Genomic DNA, 20,096 nt, shown 5'->3' on the forward strand with positions numbered 1-20,096 from the left:
TATTTCGTTTTAAGTAAATAGTTAGAATCAATTATTCTATGCTTCTTTACTCATTCACGTATAGCCACAGTCAGTTATCAAATATATCCAGGCAGATGCCTGTTTAGAAAACATATTTGCCCCCCAAATGACATGTAGTCATTAATTTTTTTATTTTATACATTTTACACCCATCAATCATTTTATAGCATAAAATATTGTGGAAATATGCTAAACACCTAAATTTAATTGTAGTAAATGGCTCTTCGGCGGTGTTTTAGATTCAAAAATAAAAAGGACTCTTAATCAGAGCCCTCGATTTAAATTAAAATCTATTTTATAAATTGTTTATCGATTACGACCAAAGATGAAAAGGCCAACTGAACCGAATGCGGCTACAATGATGCCAATTGTTGATAGTCTTGCAGTCCTATTCGCACCAGTCTTAGGTAAGGTTAGTGCTGATGAGTTGTCTGATTCAGATATGCTCTCAGGTTGCTCTATCGCTGGCGAAGTGGCGGTAGCCGTATGCACCAAAGTATCAGAATTTGAGTTACTTGTGGCTAATTTAGTTGGAGTTAGACTATCTACGAATGCCGGTTTCGTGGATACATCAGACGGCGTTAAACTTTTTACTTGCTTATAAACGACAGTTACTTCCAAATCCTTACTGTCAGCAGACAAATTATTGACCTCAGCAACGGCCATTTGATTTGGTACATAACCTTGAATAGTTGGTGATACCTGTGCAGCAAAGTAAGCTTTATCGTTAGTTGTCCAACCATGATCACTAATTGGTTTCCCAGTGACGTTGTCATAAATCAACTCATGATTAAAGTCTACCTTATTGATAACATCAGCACTCGCCCTTGACCCATCTTCATAGACATAATGGATTATTTCATTAACACTTTTTACCAGTGCGTTGTGGGCCGTCTCGGCGGGCCATTTAACACCAGTTTGATCATTTATGTTGATTGGTGTATCAGGAGTTTTACTATTAAGCGGATTAACAATGCTAGTGCCATGTTCAAAATTGACCATTAATTCAGACGAATCGGCTGATAAATCTTCCGAACTTAATCTATAACCTTTGTTTTCATAACCTGCTATATCCTCAATGGCGTTCTCTTTAAGATCAACAGGCGCGAACCCGAGCATCACACTGGAACTGAGCTTTGTGCCAGTAGTGGTGTCCATATAATTGATAATTTGAGTTTTTGGTTGTTCGGCGCTCGAAGTTTCGTTTCTTGAAACCTCATCGCCATATACGTTAGTTTGTCCGGCTGCCGTGACTGCAATTGAACCCAACATTGCAGAGAAAAGCAACAAGCTGCTTACAACGTTTTTCATTAATTCCTACCCCGATTACATATACTATGAGCATTAGAGTATCATAACTATGGAAATAATACTAATGGATTTGAATCGTAAACGAGAGATAACTTATGTTATAAATATTACAGACGCAAACATATAAAAGGTAATTCACTCGCAAACATCTGAAAAATAGATGTTTTTCATTCAAAAAATGTCAAATCAACGAGTTTAGGTATTTTAACAATTAAAAAAGAACCCATCACTGAAGGATGGGTTCTTTTTTAATTTTGCTTGTTGCCGAATAAATGATCAAATGGTGATTCACCAGTATTTGCAACTTGCGTTAAGAACACTTTAATAGCGCCTTGTGTTGTTAAACCTTGATTTGCGAAAATATCGTCTGCTTTTGCCTTGACATCATCTTCCACGCGCAATTGAATCAACTTTTCCCCCATGTTATATGAGTCTCCTTCTAGCTGTTATTCCAATTGTCTAAATCATCTCTCTAGGTGCTTAAATAATATCAGCTTTAACACAAAAAATAAAGCAAATATTTGTTATTAAGGAATTATATTAGTATTTGGAAAATAAGTTCTTAATCATAAATAACATTGACCTAGTTGACCAAAAAAGGCTGATCTATCGTTAAACGGCTTAATGGCAATGCGATTTTCAAAATTGGTCTAATAATACTGACTGTAAGATAACACTGTTAACTATTTTTAAATTAGGCAGGTACGATCAAATGTGTTTTCGTGTAATTAAACGTTGCGAAATTAAAATCGTTAGACCGATAACGACGATTGCAAATAATAACAGCATCAAATTACCTCGTGTGATTGCTCCACCACTGAAAGTATAAATAAATGTGACTGGTAGCACAGCGATAAGAACCATTTTAACTTGTTGTCTAATCGTTAATTTCAATTGGCTCAAATAGAAATTGACCAAGCTCGTTGGAATAACTGGGATTATGTAGCCAATCATTAACGCCAGATAGGGATTTTTGATTTTCTTTAATAGGCGTTTGAAATTTCGTAAATATTTTGAACTGTGATATCGACTTTGATTATCTAATCTTCGGAACAATAAAATGGCAGTCAAATTACCAGTAAAGCTACCGAGAACATTGATAAATAGACCTAAAGCATACCCATAAACTGCCCCACCAATCACAAATAAAAGGGCAGTTGGAATACCAGGTACAATCAAGGAGATAATTATTAGGAGCAACAGTAGTACGGCCCCAATCTTGTCATGCTGTCGTAAGAAATGTTGTAATTCTCGGCGATTTAACTCATCTGAGAAAAACGAGCCAATTACCGAATGATAACGGTAGATAAAGCCTAATAATACGATGATAAAGATAATTAATAAGGTACGTTGTAGTTTCTTTTCATTTTTTATCCGATATATCAAAACTAATCTCTTTCATCTTTAAAGTGTTTCGGTATTGATTAACCTTTATGATTATAGGGCAAATTCCTAGCATTCGCAATTTATGTGCCTTTGAAAAGTATCTGTAAAGTATGATAGTAAACTTGAGATAGACCAAATAAAAATCCTACAATGATCTGTAGGATTTTTGGAATTAATTAACAATGGTACTTTTTGTAGGCGTTTGAGAGAGATTCCATTGTAAAGTTGTTGAATAGCTCCCTGCGTCTTTGGTACTGGCACCGTCAACATTAAAACTAATGGCATTTGCACCACTTGTTTGATCAACTCCGAACTGGATAATCCAAGTACCATTACCATGGCTTGGGCTGGCGGTTGCTACCGGCGTGCTTACACCTGGTTGCAAAGTGAAGTTATTCTCGACAGTTGGTAACTGCGTTTCTGAACCACTGAGTTTAGTAGCATTACCGTTTGAGAAGGTCATTGCTGCATTTGATAATGAATGACCATTATTCTTAAAGTTGTCCAATTGAGTGACATTAACAGACCAGCCGGCATTTTGCCAAGTACCGTCGGTAATCTGGAGGTAGTTTGGAACTACTTGTGCAGAACGTTCTGATAGTTTAGCAAAGTATGTTTGATCCTTTGTGGAGATCTTTTGTGTCTGAAAGTCAATATTTGAGGCAAAGTCGATCGCTAACGTTCCAGGATTGGTTGGATCGGCTGGGGTTGAAAAACTGGTTGCGGTACTAACGTTACCCGCCCCATCAGTTGCGGTTGCAGATAATTGTTTGCTAGCTCCAGTTGAGCCGGGCAAGTTGATAGTATAGTCTCCAGTGGTTGATGCAACGGTTCGACCAATCACGGTGCCACTAGAATTTTTAATCTCAACAATTGAATTTGCCTCGGCCTTACCTGTCACAATATAACCTGCAGCACTATTACCGCTGATTGATACTGTTGGTGGATCTGGTGGTGTGGTATCGAGGTCCAGACCTTCCATATAGACATAACTGGCATTTGCTGACGAATTTAGAATACTTAGATTTAGGGCACTTGTCCTAACAACGGTTCCTACAAAACGCGCATCAAGATCATGTGCCAAATTACTAGGTACATGCACCACTGTTGGGATTGTAGCCTCAGTATGCCCCAAAACCGAAACATCAATTAGTTCACTTGTAACGGGACTCGTCCCAGCTAGTAAAGGTGTCAAGATGGCGTCGATCGCCGTTGTTGTTGCAGTCTTCAAAGGTGCCAAGGTTGTATTGATCAAGGCTGCTAGTACATTCCCTAAGACATTATTGGCAGTGGCATGGAGCCCGTTGACAGCTGTTTTAAGTGTCTGGAGTGTAGTGATTAAGTTCTGATTTAGGACTTTGCCAAGCTCATCATCAAGTGGCGCACTGATGACACCATCACTACTTAGTTGAGTTGCTTTTGAGAAATTGACTCCAGTGATACTTTGATCACCGTGCAATTTGGCAACTGCCGCGTTTAAAGATGTCACGTCTAAAGTCACGTTGGTTAGAGCACCTAAGGAACCGTTCAAAATGTTAGTGACGGTTGTGACAAGATTTGTGACGGTTGTTAGCAAATCTTGTAGCCCACCAACTTTGTTGTAGTCAATTAAAAGATTCGTATTAATTGTGGCGTTACCGTTTAATTGAACTTGACCAAGCAACTGATTGGGCACTGTTACAACAGCATAACGTGAACCAGTTAGCACTGATACATTGGCTAATTGATCACCAGTAATTTTAAAATTGACATTCTGTTGGCTGCCGAGCGCCATTCGGTTTGTCGTTGTTGTATTACTATTATTGGTAGTCGTAATGTTATTTAATATCTCAATATTGAGTGCCGCCGCCTGTGCTGGTGGTGTTGGAAAGATTTGACCGAAGTTAGCCATACTTGCAGTCAACAAAAGGGTTGTCCACAAGAGGGTTAGAAATTTAAAAATCCCCTTACGTCTTTGCTGTTTAAAATGCTTATTAGTGAATTGTTTCCCACTCATCATCCCCATAATAAAAACCTCATAAACTTCCCCATGACTATGTGCCTTACTTTAATCTTAGAAGAAAGTTGACAATAATCTGTGAATAAAAAGGCATTTTATTGTTGCAAGATTATAAAGATATTTTATTTATAAGTAAGTGGTCTCTATGTTATTCGAGCTAAAAACACCCTAAAAGGAAATCTCCTTCAAGGGTGCTGTTTTAGCAGATTAGGTCGAGGTCAGTAACATTAAGGTATTCATCATAAATAATTTGATAGTACTTGCCAAGAACTTGGACATACCAGCCAAGATTTGCACTAAATTGCCAAGTTACGCGAGTCTGGTCATTATCAATGCTCAATAGCTGGCGAACGCGTCCATCTCGTGGGATTACAACTTCGTTATTCATAATTCTCAATTCCCTTCAATGTTAATTTATTTTAATTATGTTGTTTGTAGATGAATAAATGACCTGCTAAAAGTGAATATATTCTTTACATTAAGCGAAGGTTTTAAGTCCAATCTTTTATATTGCTTTAGAGTATAATAAATCATGATTAACTGGAAATTAAAAAATGCTTTGGGGAGTTTGCAATGACCGAACAAGAATTAATTGAGATGATTTTGGACCAGACAAACGCATATGTCTCCTTACCGTTTAATAAGCCCGATCGACCAGATCAAATCAAATGGTATGTGTTAAAGCACCACCACAATGATAAAATATTAGCGATGGTTTACACGAAAGATCAAGAGTTGTCACTTAACCTGAAACTTCAGCCGGAGTTGAATGCGGAGCTACAATTACTCAAAGGGGTGTTGCCTGGGTATCATATGAATAAACGCCATTGGGTGACCATCATGGTGAACAATACAGAGCTTAGCCGTGATGAATTATTAAAAGCAGTTGCAATGAGCGCCGATTTAACATTATAAAAGAGTCGATCCAGGCAGTTACCCAGATCGACTCTTTATTTTATTTAGTTAAAAGTTGTTCGATACCATGTCACGAGAAAGTTAGTTTTTTGAACAGGTTTATCAGCATAGTAAGTTAAACTAGGCTTTTGAGTTAGATAATCGTTTAAATCGTTAATGTCTAAAGTAACTGTTTGTTTAGCCAACAAGGTACTTGTTTGAATCGGTGCTTGTTGATTCTTGGTAGTTTGTTGGATTTTACTTGTGATTTTTGGAATGTGACCACTCACGCTATAAAAAATTGGCAGGGCTTTTTTGGCGGTAATATTAACCACCCCTTTTTTTGTTTGTGCGTTTAGAACAGTAATCGTTGATTTTGGTTTTAGATTAGTAACTTTGGTTAGTTGTGCAGTACTATCTAACATGGCTTCCGTATCACTGAAGTTTTTCTTCTCAGGAGCGTTCAGAGTCACCGTAATTACAGCACGTCCGTTGACATGCGCATAACCGACAAAATTTACACCATTGTTTTCAGTATGGCCGGTTTTCAATCCTTGTAGATTATATTTGGATACCCCAAGAAGCTCATCAGTGTTCGAGATTGTGGTCATGTTACCATCGATGCCTGGAAAGCTGGCCGTTTTTTGCTGAGTAATTGATAGGATATCTGGATAATCGAGCAGTAATTTCTGACTGATAATCGCAACCTCACGGGCAGATAATTTATTCTCGGCATCCCCATCTTGGTTGGAGTCAAAAGCCGTTAAGTAGCTACCTTTAAGACCAGACGCTGAGACCCAGTGACTATCTTTAATCCCCCAACTATCCAGAAGCTGATTAGCCGTCTGATAGTATGCATTTTGGCTGCCGGCAACAAGCTCAGCTAAGGCCATTGCAGCTCCATTGGCCGAAGGTAATAAGGCCGCTGTTTCAAGTTCATGGACGGTATATGTCCGATCGGTTGATAAAGTTACATTTGCTACCGAAGCATCTTGACTGAAGCTAGCAATTTGAGCAGATACTTTGACGGGTTGGTCCGCAGTCAGCTTACCGTCCTTAATTGCTTGCTCGACCAAATAGATTACAATTAATTTTGAGATTGATGCAATTGGTAACCGTTCTTGATCGTTTTTACTAGCGATAACTTGCCCTGTTTGAGCGTCAATAGTAATTCCAGCTTGGCTTTCGATTGTTGGCTGAAAAATAGCCGCGGATATCGCGGAACCTGAACTAAGCAATAAGAATCCAACTAAGCTGGTTATGAGTAGTTTAAGTGGTTTAAACATTGAATCAAACCCTCCGGAAATTTAACTTGTTAATTAATTGAAGCATAAAAGTAGTTAAAGATAAAGCTAGAATATTGTTAGCGATAGTCGCCTCTTTTATGCTAGAATAGTTGTTAAACAATAACTGTGTAGCGTCCCCCGGGACATACGAACAAGCAGAACTGAACATATTCCACTAGGGCACTCGTTGAGTGAGGAATGTGTTTGCTTCTGCTTTTATTTTTGGAGGTTAATTATGGAATTTTCAACATACATCAAAGGCACTGATGAACTGAGTATTGCAGAACTGCTTGAAATCTTTAAATTACGTGTGAGTGTCTTTGTTGTTGAGCAAAACTGCCCTTATCAAGAGATTGATGATCAAGATGACAACGCCCGACATGTCTTTTTGAAAGCTGATAACAAAATTGTTGCTTATGCTAGGATTATTGAACACATTGATGGGATCAATATTAGCTTTGGCCGTGTTCTAGTTGCCCCAAACTATCGTCAACATCATTTGGGACACGAATTAGTATCCGCAACCCTCGCAGAAATCGAGCGAAGCGCTCCAAAACGGTCGATTAAAATAGCCGCCCAGAATTACCTTGAGAATTTCTATCAGGGATTTGGTTTTATTCCAGTTTCAGATGTTTATCTGGAGGATGATATCCCACACCTCGATATGTTATTAACTAAGTGATATTTCGTCGCCTTGGCGTTAAAATACAATATAGATACTTTGGATGGGAGTGATGCTAATGTTTAATTTTGAGAAGTACTCGCGGGCCAAAAAGACCTGCACAACCTTTCTCGCTGGTAAAAATGCTACGTTGGACGGATCAACATTGATTGCCCGAAATGAAGATGGTGGTGAAGAACCCAACCCACAGATTTTCAAGGTAATTTTACCAGCCGCTCAACCGCGTCATTACCGGTCAGCAATTAATGGTTTTGAAATTGATTTACCAGAGCATCCTTTGCGATACACATCGACGCCTGATGCAAATGATCAAGATGGAATTTGGGCCGCTGCTGGTATTAATAGTGAGAATGTTGCAATGACGGCGACAGAAACCAGTACAACCAACGATCGTGTTTTGACTGCCGATCCTTTTGTATTAACTGGGATTGGTGAAGCGGATATCACAACTTTAGTGCTACCTTATATCCGGTCGGCGCGTGAAGGCGTCATACGTCTGGGTGAGCTATTAACAAATTTTGGAACTTATGAGTCGAATGGAATTGCCTTTTCTGATCGTGATGAGGTTTGGTATCTAGAAACAATTGGTGGGCACCATTGGGCAGCAATCCGGATTCCAGATGATGCGTATGTGATTGCACCAAATCGTTTTAACATCGATCTTTTTGACCTGCATGCACCGGATACGTTGTCTTCAAGCGATTTAGAAGATTTTGTTAATATGAACAATTTGAATCCTGATCTAACTGCATTTAATTTACGCCATATCTTTGGAAGTGCCACAATTAAGGATACGCAATATAACAACCCACGTGCTTGGTTTGTTCAGAAATCCTTGAACGCAGAACCACCACTTGATCCGACCGATCAAGATTTACCATTTATCAATTATGCTCAGCAGAAAATTTCTATTCAAGACGTCAAGTGGCTTTTGAGCTCACATTATCAAAATACAGTTTTTGATCCATACACAGATCACGATGAAGCTGGGTCACTTCGATCAATTGGCTTGAATCGTAATCAAGAAACTCATATCTTGCAAATTCGTTCTAACGTTCCAAGCGAATTAGCAGGAATCCACTGGTTGGCATTTGGACCGAATCCATTTAATGAGCTGGTCCCCTTTTACGCAAACGTGAATGATACTCCGACGGCTTATCAGACGACTTCTCCGGAATTTGACACCAACAGCATCTATTGGCTGGTAAGAATGATTGCCGTGATTGGGGATGCTGATTTCAAACGTTATCAACCTTTAATTGAGACATTTGCCGAGAAAAATCGCTTAGCAACATTAGCAATTCAAAAGGCCACAGACCAATACCGCGGTAATCAGTATGAACAACACCTCTTACAAGCAAATGCCGCAATGGCAGAAATTTATGAGACAAACACGCGTAGCTTGCTTGGTAAGCTGGTTAGACAGGCGTCAGCTAACATGACCCTGCGTTTCAGTTTGGATGATTAAGAAAGGATTACTTGAAAATTATGTCGAAGAGTCGTTTAGAAGCGTTTAGCGATGGGATCTTCGCGATTATCATTACAATTATGGTGTTAGACATTCGAATTCCACATAGCGGGCATTGGCGAGCGCTATTGGAACCGGCTTTTTATCATCCGGTATTGGCATATAGTATTAGTTTTCTACTAGTTACATCATTTTGGGTCAGCCATCACAGTATGTTATTGGATTTGAAGTTGGTTGATCGAACAGTGCTTTGGGTTAACATTCTGGCACTCTTTCCAATCTCGCTGTTACCAATTACAACTGAATGGTTTGGTGAGTTTCCGAATGCCGTTGCACCAAGTATTGTTTACGGTATTGTATATATGCTGACAGTCCTGGCTTTATATTTATTGAGTTTAGTTATTGCTCAAAGGGTTGATCCGGTGGAACGAGCGATAATGCATCGCACAAATCGAGTGCGGTTGATCTTTCTAGCAGTAGGAACGTTGGGAATTGGCCTTGCCTTCTTGATTCCGTATATTATTGGTTTCGTAATTTTCGTTATCACGGTAACTTGGTTAATTTGGACCGTTAAGGTAACCAAATATCGTATGGACGACTAAAAAGCTCTCAAGATTTAAATTCTTGAGAGCTTTTTTAGGCCATTAAAGTGTGGCGCTTGGTTGATTTGCATTGATAACATGCGCTGTGCTATCAATTGCAAACTCCTGATCAACTAATTCTTTCAAACGAAGAATTGCTTTTTGTGCACGAGCCTTCTGTTCAGGATTGAGAGCTTCGATGACTAGTACAGCATCAGTTGTATCATCAGTTAGCATTGTTCGCTGGGCCTCACGCCAATTGAAACAACGGCAAACAGCTCCGGTTTGATCATAATAGATTACTTCTCCTGGTAAAGCAGGCTCATCCACCTCTGCACCCAGTGGTAAAAAGCCTTCACCACCTTGCGCAATCCCCAAATGAAGGTCACCATCAATTTTTTGAATATTCTCACCACCAGCCGGCAAGGCATATTCCAGCGAAATGCTATTATAAATATCAACCAAAGGATTAATGCTACCTAGCGGCTTACCTTGATCAATCCGCTTCATTAATGCTTCGATTGATGAACGAGCCCCTTTTTTAGTTTTGAACTTGGTGTATGCCTCACGCCATTGGGCAACAACCGGATTTTGGCTAAAGACCTCTTCAGTCAAATATTCCTTTGCCTTGATTTGAGCATCCGCGAGTAGTTGCTCATACTTGCCTTCATCGTCATTAGCACGATTTTGAATATTGTTTAGAACTAAGATATTTATCTCAGCTTCTGGGAATAACTCCCAAAAACTCTCATCGACAGTAAAGTTTTGCATATTTGTTCCCCTTTTTTATAGTTCAATTGCCATGATCAAATCGCGTTGTTGCGACTCGCCTAAAGTAAAGACATGATCTGAAAGTTCATAATACCCTAGCTTCTTATAAAAAGCTAAGGCATCATCATTGTGCTCCCATACACCAAGCCAAAGCCTATTTAAATTCCACCGATGGGCTTGTTTGAATGCATATTCCATGAGTTGCCGTCCTAACCTGAGTCCTTTAAAAGCGACAAGGATATAGATCCGCTCAACTTCCATATATGAATCCCCCATTGGCTCAGATTGTGCCTCGCCACGGTTCACTTTGAGATAACCAGCTAATTGATGATCATGGTAGATAAATACGAAATGACTATCAGGATTAGCAAGCTCCGCCCTTAAACGAGCCACGCTATATTTTTCGGTATTATGCTGTTCAATATTGGTGGCGCTGTTAGTTTTGCCAAAGGTTTCAGTAAATGTGGTTGCGCTGAGTGCTTGTAAAGTTGTCACCATTGACTCATCAATTGACTTAATTTGATCCACCATGATCTACTCCTAATAGTTTCTCGAAATGCCTTTTTTAACTGCCAGCCAGTCTCGATTCACATTTTGATCCATTTTTTTAAGCAAAGCATTTAATGTCTTGACCTCATCATTTGAAAGTCCTGCCAGAGAAACTCTTGTTGAATATGCATTCTCTTTTAGGATAACGTTGGCGTGCTGTTCACCAACAGGTGTCACAAATAAATGTTTGATTTTTTGGTTTATGGGGTCGGACTGCTTTGAAACGAGCCCTTGCTCAATTAATTTTTTAACAGCACGATTACTGGTTGTTCGATCCACAGCAATCAGCTCTGAAAGACGCTCTTGAATGATGCCAGGATGTTCCATAATTCGGACCAAGTATAAATATTGGCCCCGTGCAAGATTAAGTTCCTTGAATTCGACATTTGCGATCGAATCTAGGGCGCGACTAATCGTACCAATCAAACGTAAAGTATTTTCCAAAACGCCCCCCCCTTCAGCTTATGAATAATTCATTATTACACTTTAATGTTGTAATTGCAACATTATATTAGAGCTGTAATGTATTAATGATTGTGTCCAAAACACCATCATGATCATTATTAGCGTGTGCATGCGGGAAGCTATTCAATAAGAATTCATCGCCGTTGGGCATTACATAAGGATATTTTGCAAGATTCAGCATCTCTAAATCATTTAAGCCATCACCAAAAGTCATCAGCTGGCTTGCGGTGACCTGGTAATGGTTCAGAAGAACTTCAAGGCCACTGGCTTTATTTGCTCCGGCCGGCATAATATCAACTGAACCATATCCTGATGTTGTGATGTGAAATTTGTCAGAGTAGTTAGTAGTCATTTCGCGCATTAAGGATTGAACATCTGCAAGCGGCAGAGCAAAAGTTAGCTTGATAATAGTCTCGTTATCAGGAATCTCATCAATTGTTTGAATGTGTTTTAAATTTGGGAAATACCAGAGACTATCCTCGTATAGATCGCCCTGGTTTTGTTGGGCTTTAAGCATGTATGAATCGTTTACGCCATTATAAATTACACCAATTCGCCACTGATAATCTTTAGCGTCCAGGTATTTAGTTAAAAATCTCAGTTGAGCATGGTTGAAGTGGAACATATTCAGTAAAGTTTGTTCACGAGTGAAAACCTGCGCACCATTATTAATAACATAATCAAATCGGCCGACAAATGGCTCAAAGAAACTATCGACGCGTGGTTTATCGTTACCCGTTGCGATCACCATGTGCCGATTCTGTTCATCAAAACGCGTCAAAATATAGGCGAATTTTTCTTGATTAACCTGACGTTGACTATCAAAAAAGGTACCATCCAAATCAGTTGCAACAATCTTAACGTTTTCCATGAGCTACCTCGCTTTTTTGTGGGCTAGTATACCCCTATTATAACTACTGGCCTGGCAATTTGCATTAAAGGAATATATGCATTCTAAGTATAAATTGGTGCTATAATGATAGCGTTGAAAGGGCTTACAGATTATCGTTTTAGAAAGGAAAGTTTTATGACCGCACAACATGGTAAAGGATTGCCCGCTTGGGTTGATTTGGCTGTCGATGATATTGCAACTGCAAAAGAATTTTATGAGCAATTATTTGGCTGGCAAATTGAAAAGATGGCAGATGATGAAACGTTCACCTATTACACCATCACCAATCAAGGTGCAAGTATTGGTGGTATGATGGGCAAGATGAACCCCTACCAACCAACCGCATGGCTGACTTACTTTGAAACTCCCGATATTGAACAAAGTATCGTTGATGTCAACAATGCAGGTGGTAAAACCTACCTACCGGCCACTGATATGCCAGGTGGGAAATTCACCTTTGCCTCAGGTTTGGCTGATGAACCATTTGGTCTTGTTGAAGGTACTGGAATGTTTACCGCCTTTGGTCGCAACTTAGCTGGTGATCTTTGCTGGTTCGAATTGGAAGTTGGCAAAAATTTTCCAATGGTGGCAAAGTTCTACGAAGATGTCTTTGAGAGTCGCCTGACAAAGGTTGCTGATGAAGATACCTTCCGTTACTATACGTTTGGACCAGATGATCAGCGTCAGGTCGGTGGTTTCTATGATGCCTCACTTGAATTTCCAAGTTATCTGAATGGACAATCGCAGTGGGCAGTTACTTTTGTGGTCGAGGACGTTAATGAGTTTACAACACGGTTGACGGAACTTGGTGGCACGGTTGATTCGACTAGCTTTGATACACCTTATGGCGATTTTGCAATGGTTCACGATCCCCAAGGTGCATTCTTTGTGGCAATGCGCCCAGAACCTTCACAACCAGCATAAACAAAAAAGCCTCGTAAGAGTTTACTTACGAGGCTTTTTATAGTTACGATTTACTTCAAGAAAGCTGTAACTGAGGCAGAAATCACGATAGCAATCAAGCCAAGGGAGATAACAACCCATTCTTTTTTAGTCTTAAATGTACGCATTACGATAATCCCTGATACAGTTGCACCAACGATTGAAACTTGTGAAAGCACGAATCCAGTTGCTAGACCAAGCATTTCTGGCTGAGCTGAAACCAAGTATCCTAAGGCAGCCATGGCGAAGAAGAAACCTGAGAAGATTTGCTTATAAGTCGTTGATTGCGCAAAGATATTGTTGCGGTTCTTAAGTACTTCGTAAATTCCAAGAATCAAACCGAATGCTGCCATTCCGATTGCTTGTGGCAAGAACATGTGTAGTCCGTCAACCTTGCTACTAGTGTATTGTGGCAAGATTCCGTACAATGAGTAACCAACTTGAGCGATCAACAAGACAACAACAGCCTTGATCAATAGTTCGCGATTACCAGATGTTTTCTTTTCTTGGTAAGTCGTTAGGTAAGCACCGACCAAGATTACGATAACGGCGATTGCTCCGTAAAGCTTTGAAGTTGTTGAACTCCAGTTACCAAGCATGATAACTCCCCAAAGCACGTTAGCAGTAATTTGGAAGGCAGTTGAAATTGGCATTGCCTTGGCTGAACCAAGTACGTTTCCATCAGCATCCTTCATTCCAAAGGCCGCGATTGTCAAAACGTTACCAAAAGCCCAGGCAGCTCCAGAAGCAAATGATAGCCAGAAGTCAGCACCACTTGGAATTGAATAACCGTTAATAAGTACCAAAACAATTGCAACAATTAATGTTCCCCAAGTAGCACCAAAGATTCCTTGTACTGGCTTACCGCCAAATACAGAAACAAGTGTTGGATAGGCACTCCATCCAATAATTGCTAGTGCTGCAAATAATAATCCCACAGTATTCATTTATATTTACCCTACTTTATTTGATTGCTTCCCCAACGAAATCAACATTTGATTCCAAGACAATATTTGAGAATGGTGTAATTTCACCAGTACGAACTGTGGCGATATTGTTATCATCGCGGCTCATAGCCTTCAATTCGTTGTGTGAAGTCCAAACGATTTCAACGTCATCATCCAAAAGAGCTTCAATTGCAGCTAGTTGACTTGGATTCTCAGTCTTAATCTCTTCTGCTAGATAAACCTTTTGAACTTTCATTTCTGACAAAGTAGCTGCCAAAACATCAATGAACAAAGGCAACCCGCGAATTACAGAAAGATCAATCTTGCGACCGTCATCCTTAACTGGAAGACCTGAATCTCCAATCGTCAACCATTGTGTGTGACCGATTTCTGAGATTGCGTTAGATAGCTTGGTATTAAGCAAATTAGTTTTCCGCATGATATATCACTCCTTACTTATTAGCGTCAAGAACGGCAAGTACTTCAGCTTCAAGTGGAATACTTGGTTGTGCACCTGCACGTGAAACAGTAAGTGATGATGCAGCAGCACCATAACGCATTGCTTCTGCAAGGTTATCCAAAGCTGGGTTCAAACGAGTTGAAGTTGCACCGATGAAAGTATCACCAGCGGCAGTTGTGTCAACTGCATTTGTCTTGAATGCTGGAACAAGTCCCTTTTCACCATTCTTACGCATGAAGAAGGCACCTTCTGAACCAACTGTGATGATAACAGTATCGATTCCGCGTTCGAAGTAGTATTGCGCGTTCTCAATCATTGAGTGCTCATCAGTTACTTCGATATCTGTTAATAGGAATGTCTCATGCTCATTAGGAGCAATGATGTCAGTAAGTTCCAACAATTCTGCAGGCAAACCACCAACCTCAGGCATTGGAGCTGGGTTCAAGATCGTCTTAACACCGTTCTCACGAGCAATCTTGAAAGCTTCAATAACTGTTTCCATTGGTGTCTCAAGTTGAGCAATCACAAATTCTGATTCAGTAATTGCGGCAGTGTGCTCACGAACATCAGCAGCAGTCATGTCTGCATTGGCACCACCGTAGATATAGATCAAGTTATCGCCCGTTTCTGCTGAAACAGTGATGTAAGCTTGACCAGTCTCTTCGTTAGCAGAACGCATAACATGTGAAGTATCCAAGTTAGCAACGTTCATATTCTTGGCGATATCGAATTCCATACCAACCTTAGTGATCATGTTTGTCTTCACGCCAGAACGTGCAACAGCAACACCTTGGTTCAAACCTTTTCCACCCATTGCTTCAACAATGTGGTTAGGTGTGTGTAACGTCTCACCACTATTTCCAAAACGTGGAACAGCGACAACCTTGTCAATGTTAGTTGATCCCAAAACCGTAATTACATTTTCCATAATTATATATTCCTTATCATAAAAATTAATTACTACGCCCCCAGCTCCCCAAAACTTGTGAACTAAAAAGTATAGTGATCTATCAGGTAACTTGTATAGTATAGTATGACAACAACTATTTGTAAACATCCAATTTAACATCGGCGCAAACCGTTGATGAAAATACTAGTAAAACGTTTTCTTTACTTTTAAGAAAACGTTTTACTGGTATTTTACGATTTAATATTTATGATAGATGTTATGTATTTGAAGGAAATATACCCATATTTACCCAATCTACATCTCAGACATTCCGAATGTGTTTTTGTACACAAAAGCTTCAAAAAAAATTTGTAAATATTTTACATAAAGATTTTATAAAAATGAAAAAGATCGGGTTCCTAAGCTAAAAAAAGACGTTTAAATGAACGTCTTTTTTCTTAGTTATTTACCTTGATAATTCGCTTTATGTGGTTATCGATGTCGCTACTCTTGATTTTACGCCAATCTGTAACACCTTTTTTCGTGTTAACAGTCATTTTGAGATAGGCTCCTTCCTTCAATGGGCGATTCAAGTTTTCATTAAAGGTGATCGCTTTAACTTTACCTTGAGAATTGACTGCATTGACAGTATACGTATAGAAACGATCGCGACCAGCCTGTTCTTTTTTATAAAGTGTCTTTGTAGTGATCCGCGTATAGTACGTTGGTCCACTATAATGAGCCTGCCAGTAGCTACTTATCGCAAAATCTAGGCCGAACTTCACCAGCAACAACCCGAAAAGACTTGTTCCAATAATAATTAAGATTTTTTTTATATTCATCTTTGGTCCCCTTGTTTTAACTTTCCTCTATTGTAATGGGGATCATACATTAACCGCCTTACAATATTGTAAGTTTAAAATTCAGCCAAAAAAAATTTACGTTTAGCGCATAAATACTCCGCACATGGTCAGTAGGATAGAAAGTAAGCAATAGAACTGACAAAGGCGTAAAAGACGCTCAAGGAGGCCAAATATGAAAAAGAATCTACTAACTACGTTATTAACAGAAGTGACAACTAGCAAACAGCCCGTTACAACCATTTACTATACAACGGGAGATAATTATCAAAAGAACACAACTGTTCTTGAAAGAATTCAAGGTACGTTAGAGAGTGATCCCGAATTATTGGTGCAGTTCAAAGATGTTGTTAATGAGCATAAGCTAAATGAATTACGTCTGGTAACCGTAGCAATCTTCCTAACGGGCGATCAACATTTTGTATATCAATTCGATCGAATTAGCGTAGATGCTTTTGTTTCCATGAAGACAACCCCGTTCATTCTACCCTTAGTAGAACTAAAGCAGGCTGTGCCGGAACGAATCATTGTTAATCTTGCCTATGATGAAGTTAACGTATATCACGTTGCAGAGAACATGATTGAACAGTTGACACCTAAGCAACCCCTAGAAATCAAGAGTGTTTTGGGTGAACAGTATCGTGTTGGTGAGATGAATAGTCGCAGTATGGGTGATAAGCAACTGGCTGTTCACGGTCACAATACCGAAAAGCGTTCAATTGAACACGAGCGCTTCTACCGAGCTGTTGATGAAGGTGTCTTTGAATTGATTCAAGAAGAACACACGGACTTACCGATTATCCTTGCCGGAACTCCCGAAAATATTACATTATTCCAGGATGTATCAAAGCTAGTTGTCCGGAATCTTGATCATAATTATGTAATTAAGAATCAGCTCAACTTGATGCAAATGCTTTATACCAACTACAAGGAAATTGTTGCAGAAGTTAACAAGAAGAACGCTCAGTACATCTTGGATAATGCTTCCACCGAAAATATTATCAGTGCTGATTATACTGAAGAGTTACCACTTGGACATAAGCAAGTGCTAATCTATAAGCGAAATTACTTCACGTTACCTGTGGAACAGCTCGAATCGTTGGCTAAGCTAACCCTTAATGCCTACAAAATGAAATTGCCAATGTACTTCCTTGATGATCTGGATGCCTCATGCAATATTGTGCAGGTTGATTAATAAAAAGTAAAAGGACCACCAGTTTCTTATAACTGATGGTCCTTTTTTCTGTCTGAGAATTAATCGTGTGCGATACGTGCTTCGGCAGCCGCCGCAATTGCAGAAACAATGTCGTCGATGAAAGTGTTTACGCGTCCACCGTCCTTTTGCTCGTCATTTAGCTGTCCAACAATACCAGGCTTTAATTTATCTAAATAACCAAAGTTGGTCCATGAGATCGTGCCATATACGCCTAAGATTGACATGACAAGTTGCTCATCAACACCATATGTGCTTGAGTCTTCTACGATTCTACTTTGGATTGGTTCAGGTAATTTACGCTCATTTGCCAGATCATCAAGAGCTAGACCAGTCATGATTGCATCCTGAGCTTCCGTCTTATGCAACACCTTTTTGACAGAATCTAATGCCTGATCCTGTGTAAGATCGGGCATATGATCTTTTTGTCCGAAAATAACTAAATCGGCAATTGCGGTCAATTGTACGCCTCGACCAGCAAGTTGCTCAACAACATCGTTATAATACCCATTATTTTTATTAGCCATAAATCTGCCACCCCAGTTTAGAAGAATACTTACTCCATTCATCTTACCAGAAGATTGACCAATAATTTACTGACCGCGGGCAATCATTGCTGAAATCTTAGCATTCCGAGCAATATAAACCGCTTGAGAACCTAGATTATCCCAAATCCCCTGTTTTGAATGAGCACCGATAATAATTAGATCGGCATTCACTGTTGGCACGATATCGGTTAGCAAGACTTCACCAGCAGTATTGCCAGTACCTAGCTTGGTGTCGACATCTGCTAAGCCCTTGCTTAGTGCATATTCCTTATAGCGAGCCAGATTAGCCTCCAAGGCCTCCTCTTTCTCTCGAATAACGGGGATATTTAGAGCATCGATTACTGATAAGTCACCCAATTCCAAAACAGTAGCAATTGTTAAATGTGCATGATCTTCTTCGGCTTGATGAATTGCATTTGCTAAGGCAACATGCCCCTGTTCTGATTCATCAACACCAACCAAAATGGACTGAAAGTTTTTAGGTTCAACATTGAACTTTAATAATTCGCGCATAAGTAAGCCTCCTTATTTAACTAAATAAACTGACCAATAATTTGAATAACTAACTGAATATTTAGACCTGTAAGTGTGATAAAGATTAACCAAGCTAAGATCGTCATCCACTTAGGGTTGACGAAGTCCTCACCCATAATCTTTTTTGAAGAAGTAAAGAAAATCAATGGTGCCATTGCAAATGGCAAGGCAACTGATAAGAATACTTGTGAGTAGACTAATAGTTGGTCGAGCTTGACTTCATTTCCACCATAAACAAGTGTGAAGATAATTACTGGAATCAGGGCAAAGCCACGAGTGATCATCCGGCGTAGCCACATTGGAATCTTCAAACGTAGGAAACCAGCCATGACTATTTCACCTGTCAGAGTACCAGTAATGGTTGAATTTTGACCAGATGCTAGCAAGGCGACCGCGAAGAGTGTTGATAAGACTGGCGATGCAATCGCACCGGCGATCGTACTATCGTTCAGAGCGGAGTACATTGCCCCAAAAGTTCCAACAGAATCAGCATGTCCGAAGAACATCGCTGCTCCAAGAATTAAAAGCATTGAGTTAATAACAAAGGCCAATGATAGCTGAATATTTGAGTCCCAAGTCATGAAGCGGACTGCTTCTTTTAATTGCTTTTTATCAGTTTGATCGATCTTACGAGTTTGTGAGATTGATGAATGCAAGTAGAGATTATGTGGCATAACGGTTGCCCCAATAATTCCAAGGGTCATTAGCAATGGTGAATCAGCACCGTGAATTCCGGTTGTACTAACCGCTTGTAATTGCGGCAAATATCCACCGAACATTGCAACAATATCAGGTGACGATAATATAACAAGATATGAAAAAATTCCTAGAATTGTCAAAATTAAGGTAATGACGATTGCTTCAATTTTACGAAAACCAAAACGCATTAGGAGCAACAAAAGCAATACATCGAACGCTGTTGTCAAAACAGACGCAATCATCGACCAGCCGAACAATAGGTGTAGAGCAATCGCCCCACCGATAACCTCAGCAATATCGGTGGCCATTAATGCTAATTCGGTAATCAGCCACAAGGCGATCCCCATGGGCTTACTTGTTTTGGCACGAGTCGCCTGCGCCAAGTCCTGTCGGGTAACCATTCCCAATTTACCAGCCATGTACTGTAATAACATGGCAATCAAAGAAGAAATCAAGATTACTGATAACAACGTATACTGATAAGTCGCCCCACCAGCTACGGAAGTAACCCAATTTCCTGGATCCATGTATCCAACAGCCACCAAGGCTCCCGGTCCAGAAAAAGCGAGTAATTTGCGCCAGAATGAAGCATTGGTTGGTGTCTCAATTGACCCATTTACGTCACCCAGGCTGGCATCGTGACTAGCATCTGAAACCATGCTAGTCTTATTTGTCATTTCATCAGTCATGACAAATCCT

At 39.7% G+C, this 20,096-nt stretch carries 23 protein-coding genes; 6 read left to right on the top strand and 17 right to left on the bottom strand.

The annotated features are described in order from the left end of the window. Positions 1-327: 327 nt before the first annotated feature. From ESZ50_RS00140 to ESZ50_RS00160, 5 genes are all read right to left on the bottom strand, one after another. Positions 328-1,332 carry a mucin-binding protein gene (locus ESZ50_RS00140; RefSeq protein ID WP_148621565.1) on the bottom strand — a complete coding sequence of 335 codons (1,005 nt, stop codon included), beginning with the start codon at positions 1,330-1,332 and terminating at the stop codon, positions 328-330. A 248-nt stretch (positions 1,333-1,580) separates the two neighbouring features. Continuing rightward, positions 1,581-1,754, bottom strand: a complete 174-nt coding sequence (locus tag ESZ50_RS00145) for a type II toxin-antitoxin system RelB/DinJ family antitoxin (protein WP_148621566.1) — start codon at positions 1,752-1,754, stop codon at positions 1,581-1,583. A 286-nt stretch (positions 1,755-2,040) separates the two neighbouring features. Beyond that, positions 2,041-2,718 carry a TVP38/TMEM64 family protein gene (locus ESZ50_RS00150; protein ID WP_148621567.1) on the bottom strand — a complete coding sequence of 226 codons (678 nt, stop codon included), beginning with the start codon at positions 2,716-2,718 and terminating at the stop codon, positions 2,041-2,043. A 172-nt stretch (positions 2,719-2,890) separates the two neighbouring features. Then, on the bottom strand, positions 2,891-4,723 hold the full coding sequence (locus tag ESZ50_RS00155; protein WP_148621568.1) for an adhesive domain-containing protein: 1,833 nt from the start codon (positions 4,721-4,723) through the stop codon (positions 2,891-2,893). 193 nt (positions 4,724-4,916) lie between these two features. Then, positions 4,917-5,105 (bottom strand): hypothetical protein, encoded by a 189-nt coding sequence (locus ESZ50_RS00160; protein WP_148621569.1) that lies wholly within the window; start codon positions 5,103-5,105, stop codon positions 4,917-4,919. A 185-nt stretch (positions 5,106-5,290) separates the two neighbouring features. Between ESZ50_RS00160 and ESZ50_RS00165 the strand changes: the two genes are divergently transcribed. After that, positions 5,291-5,632: an MmcQ/YjbR family DNA-binding protein gene (locus tag ESZ50_RS00165; RefSeq protein ID WP_148621570.1), complete on the top strand. Its 342-nt coding sequence runs from the start codon at positions 5,291-5,293 to the stop codon at positions 5,630-5,632. Between the two features lie 44 nt (positions 5,633-5,676). Here ESZ50_RS00165 and ESZ50_RS00170 read toward each other — a convergent pair whose 3' ends face one another. Further along, positions 5,677-6,897 carry a D-alanyl-D-alanine carboxypeptidase family protein gene (locus ESZ50_RS00170; RefSeq protein ID WP_148621571.1) on the bottom strand — a complete coding sequence of 407 codons (1,221 nt, stop codon included), beginning with the start codon at positions 6,895-6,897 and terminating at the stop codon, positions 5,677-5,679. Between the two features lie 235 nt (positions 6,898-7,132). Between ESZ50_RS00170 and ESZ50_RS00175 the strand changes: the two genes are divergently transcribed. From ESZ50_RS00175 to ESZ50_RS00185, 3 genes are read left to right on the top strand one after another with little or no spacing between them, the layout of a single operon-like run. After that, the gene (locus ESZ50_RS00175) at positions 7,133-7,579 is read left to right on the top strand and encodes a GNAT family N-acetyltransferase (protein WP_148621572.1); all 447 of its coding nucleotides are present in this window, start codon (positions 7,133-7,135) and stop codon (positions 7,577-7,579) included. A 58-nt stretch (positions 7,580-7,637) separates the two neighbouring features. Continuing rightward, on the top strand, positions 7,638-9,047 hold the full coding sequence (locus ESZ50_RS00180) for a C69 family dipeptidase (protein ID WP_148621573.1): 1,410 nt from the start codon (positions 7,638-7,640) through the stop codon (positions 9,045-9,047). A gap of 20 nt (positions 9,048-9,067) precedes the next feature. Continuing rightward, the gene (locus ESZ50_RS00185; protein WP_148621574.1) at positions 9,068-9,649 is read left to right on the top strand and encodes a TMEM175 family protein; all 582 of its coding nucleotides are present in this window, start codon (positions 9,068-9,070) and stop codon (positions 9,647-9,649) included. A gap of 42 nt (positions 9,650-9,691) precedes the next feature. Here the strand turns inward: ESZ50_RS00185 and ESZ50_RS00190 are convergent, their stop codons facing one another. The 4 genes from ESZ50_RS00190 to ESZ50_RS00205 form a co-directional block, all read right to left on the bottom strand. After that, complete coding sequence (locus ESZ50_RS00190) at positions 9,692-10,399, bottom strand: B3/B4 domain-containing protein (RefSeq protein WP_148621575.1); 708 nt, start codon at positions 10,397-10,399, stop codon at positions 9,692-9,694. A 15-nt stretch (positions 10,400-10,414) separates the two neighbouring features. Then, the gene (locus tag ESZ50_RS00195; protein ID WP_148621576.1) at positions 10,415-10,930 is read right to left on the bottom strand and encodes a GNAT family N-acetyltransferase; all 516 of its coding nucleotides are present in this window, start codon (positions 10,928-10,930) and stop codon (positions 10,415-10,417) included. Between the two features lie 9 nt (positions 10,931-10,939). Further along, complete coding sequence (locus ESZ50_RS00200; RefSeq protein ID WP_148621577.1) at positions 10,940-11,392, bottom strand: MarR family winged helix-turn-helix transcriptional regulator; 453 nt, start codon at positions 11,390-11,392, stop codon at positions 10,940-10,942. A 67-nt stretch (positions 11,393-11,459) separates the two neighbouring features. After that, positions 11,460-12,284, bottom strand: coding sequence for a Cof-type HAD-IIB family hydrolase (locus ESZ50_RS00205; protein ID WP_148621578.1), 825 nt, complete (start codon positions 12,282-12,284; stop codon positions 11,460-11,462). A 156-nt stretch (positions 12,285-12,440) separates the two neighbouring features. Between ESZ50_RS00205 and ESZ50_RS00210 the strand changes: the two genes are divergently transcribed. Beyond that, a complete protein-coding gene (locus tag ESZ50_RS00210) occupies positions 12,441-13,229 on the top strand; it encodes a VOC family protein (protein ID WP_148621579.1) in 789 nt (262 codons plus the stop codon). A gap of 50 nt (positions 13,230-13,279) precedes the next feature. Here ESZ50_RS00210 and ESZ50_RS00215 read toward each other — a convergent pair whose 3' ends face one another. The 4 genes from ESZ50_RS00215 to ESZ50_RS00230 form a co-directional block, all read right to left on the bottom strand. Continuing rightward, on the bottom strand, positions 13,280-14,194 hold the full coding sequence (locus ESZ50_RS00215) for a GRP family sugar transporter (RefSeq protein WP_148621580.1): 915 nt from the start codon (positions 14,192-14,194) through the stop codon (positions 13,280-13,282). A gap of 16 nt (positions 14,195-14,210) precedes the next feature. Further along, positions 14,211-14,633: a D-ribose pyranase gene (gene rbsD, locus ESZ50_RS00220; RefSeq protein WP_148621581.1), complete on the bottom strand. Its 423-nt coding sequence runs from the start codon at positions 14,631-14,633 to the stop codon at positions 14,211-14,213. A gap of 13 nt (positions 14,634-14,646) precedes the next feature. Then, the gene (gene rbsK, locus ESZ50_RS00225) at positions 14,647-15,582 is read right to left on the bottom strand and encodes a ribokinase (RefSeq protein ID WP_148621582.1); all 936 of its coding nucleotides are present in this window, start codon (positions 15,580-15,582) and stop codon (positions 14,647-14,649) included. A gap of 419 nt (positions 15,583-16,001) precedes the next feature. Beyond that, on the bottom strand, positions 16,002-16,385 hold the full coding sequence (locus ESZ50_RS00230; RefSeq protein ID WP_148621583.1) for a YxeA family protein: 384 nt from the start codon (positions 16,383-16,385) through the stop codon (positions 16,002-16,004). A gap of 193 nt (positions 16,386-16,578) precedes the next feature. Between ESZ50_RS00230 and ESZ50_RS00235 the strand changes: the two genes are divergently transcribed. Next, on the top strand, positions 16,579-17,598 hold the full coding sequence (locus ESZ50_RS00235; RefSeq protein WP_148621584.1) for a baeRF6 domain-containing protein: 1,020 nt from the start codon (positions 16,579-16,581) through the stop codon (positions 17,596-17,598). Positions 17,599-17,657: 59 nt separating this feature from the next. Here the strand turns inward: ESZ50_RS00235 and ESZ50_RS00240 are convergent, their stop codons facing one another. The 3 genes from ESZ50_RS00240 to ESZ50_RS00250 form a co-directional block, all read right to left on the bottom strand. Continuing rightward, entirely contained in the window at positions 17,658-18,143 is a 486-nt protein-coding gene (locus ESZ50_RS00240; protein ID WP_148621585.1) for a phosphatidylglycerophosphatase A family protein, read from the bottom strand. A 66-nt stretch (positions 18,144-18,209) separates the two neighbouring features. Further along, entirely contained in the window at positions 18,210-18,677 is a 468-nt protein-coding gene (locus ESZ50_RS00245; RefSeq protein ID WP_148621586.1) for a universal stress protein, read from the bottom strand. Positions 18,678-18,697: 20 nt separating this feature from the next. Further along, the gene (locus ESZ50_RS00250; protein ID WP_148621587.1) at positions 18,698-20,086 is read right to left on the bottom strand and encodes an Nramp family divalent metal transporter; all 1,389 of its coding nucleotides are present in this window, start codon (positions 20,084-20,086) and stop codon (positions 18,698-18,700) included. Positions 20,087-20,096: the final 10 nt, after the last annotated feature.

Origin of the sequence: Weissella muntiaci, assembly GCF_008107635.1 — a bacterium.
Classification (GTDB): Bacteria; Bacillota; Bacilli; order Lactobacillales; family Lactobacillaceae; genus Weissella; species Weissella muntiaci.

Excerpts from the sequence above, each read along its gene's own strand:
- ESZ50_RS00145 (WP_148621566.1), bottom strand. The coding sequence starts at position 1,754 with ATGGGGGAAAAGTTGATTCAATTGCGCGTGGAAGATGATGTCAAGGCA.
- ESZ50_RS00215 (WP_148621580.1), bottom strand. The coding sequence starts at position 14,194 with ATGAATACTGTGGGATTATTATTTGCAGCACTAGCAATTATTGGATGG.
- rbsD (WP_148621581.1), bottom strand. The coding sequence starts at position 14,633 with ATGCGGAAAACTAATTTGCTTAATACCAAGCTATCTAACGCAATCTCA.
- ESZ50_RS00160 (WP_148621569.1), bottom strand. The coding sequence starts at position 5,105 with ATGAATAACGAAGTTGTAATCCCACGAGATGGACGCGTTCGCCAGCTA.
- ESZ50_RS00195 (WP_148621576.1), bottom strand. The coding sequence starts at position 10,930 with ATGGTGGATCAAATTAAGTCAATTGATGAGTCAATGGTGACAACTTTA.
- ESZ50_RS00210 (WP_148621579.1), top strand. The coding sequence starts at position 12,441 with ATGACCGCACAACATGGTAAAGGATTGCCCGCTTGGGTTGATTTGGCT.
- ESZ50_RS00175 (WP_148621572.1), top strand. The coding sequence starts at position 7,133 with ATGGAATTTTCAACATACATCAAAGGCACTGATGAACTGAGTATTGCA.
- ESZ50_RS00190 (WP_148621575.1), bottom strand. The coding sequence starts at position 10,399 with ATGCAAAACTTTACTGTCGATGAGAGTTTTTGGGAGTTATTCCCAGAA.
- ESZ50_RS00165 (WP_148621570.1), top strand. The coding sequence starts at position 5,291 with ATGACCGAACAAGAATTAATTGAGATGATTTTGGACCAGACAAACGCA.
- ESZ50_RS00250 (WP_148621587.1), bottom strand. The coding sequence starts at position 20,086 with ATGACTGATGAAATGACAAATAAGACTAGCATGGTTTCAGATGCTAGT.
- ESZ50_RS00235 (WP_148621584.1), top strand. The coding sequence starts at position 16,579 with ATGAAAAAGAATCTACTAACTACGTTATTAACAGAAGTGACAACTAGC.
- ESZ50_RS00205 (WP_148621578.1), bottom strand. The coding sequence starts at position 12,284 with ATGGAAAACGTTAAGATTGTTGCAACTGATTTGGATGGTACCTTTTTT.
- ESZ50_RS00185 (WP_148621574.1), top strand. The coding sequence starts at position 9,068 with ATGTCGAAGAGTCGTTTAGAAGCGTTTAGCGATGGGATCTTCGCGATT.
- ESZ50_RS00240 (WP_148621585.1), bottom strand. The coding sequence starts at position 18,143 with ATGGCTAATAAAAATAATGGGTATTATAACGATGTTGTTGAGCAACTT.
- ESZ50_RS00230 (WP_148621583.1), bottom strand. The coding sequence starts at position 16,385 with ATGAATATAAAAAAAATCTTAATTATTATTGGAACAAGTCTTTTCGGG.
- ESZ50_RS00245 (WP_148621586.1), bottom strand. The coding sequence starts at position 18,677 with ATGCGCGAATTATTAAAGTTCAATGTTGAACCTAAAAACTTTCAGTCC.
- rbsK (WP_148621582.1), bottom strand. The coding sequence starts at position 15,582 with ATGGAAAATGTAATTACGGTTTTGGGATCAACTAACATTGACAAGGTT.
- ESZ50_RS00180 (WP_148621573.1), top strand. The coding sequence starts at position 7,638 with ATGTTTAATTTTGAGAAGTACTCGCGGGCCAAAAAGACCTGCACAACC.
- ESZ50_RS00140 (WP_148621565.1), bottom strand. The coding sequence starts at position 1,332 with ATGAAAAACGTTGTAAGCAGCTTGTTGCTTTTCTCTGCAATGTTGGGT.
- ESZ50_RS00155 (WP_148621568.1), bottom strand. The coding sequence starts at position 4,723 with ATGGGGATGATGAGTGGGAAACAATTCACTAATAAGCATTTTAAACAG.
- ESZ50_RS00170 (WP_148621571.1), bottom strand. The coding sequence starts at position 6,897 with ATGTTTAAACCACTTAAACTACTCATAACCAGCTTAGTTGGATTCTTA.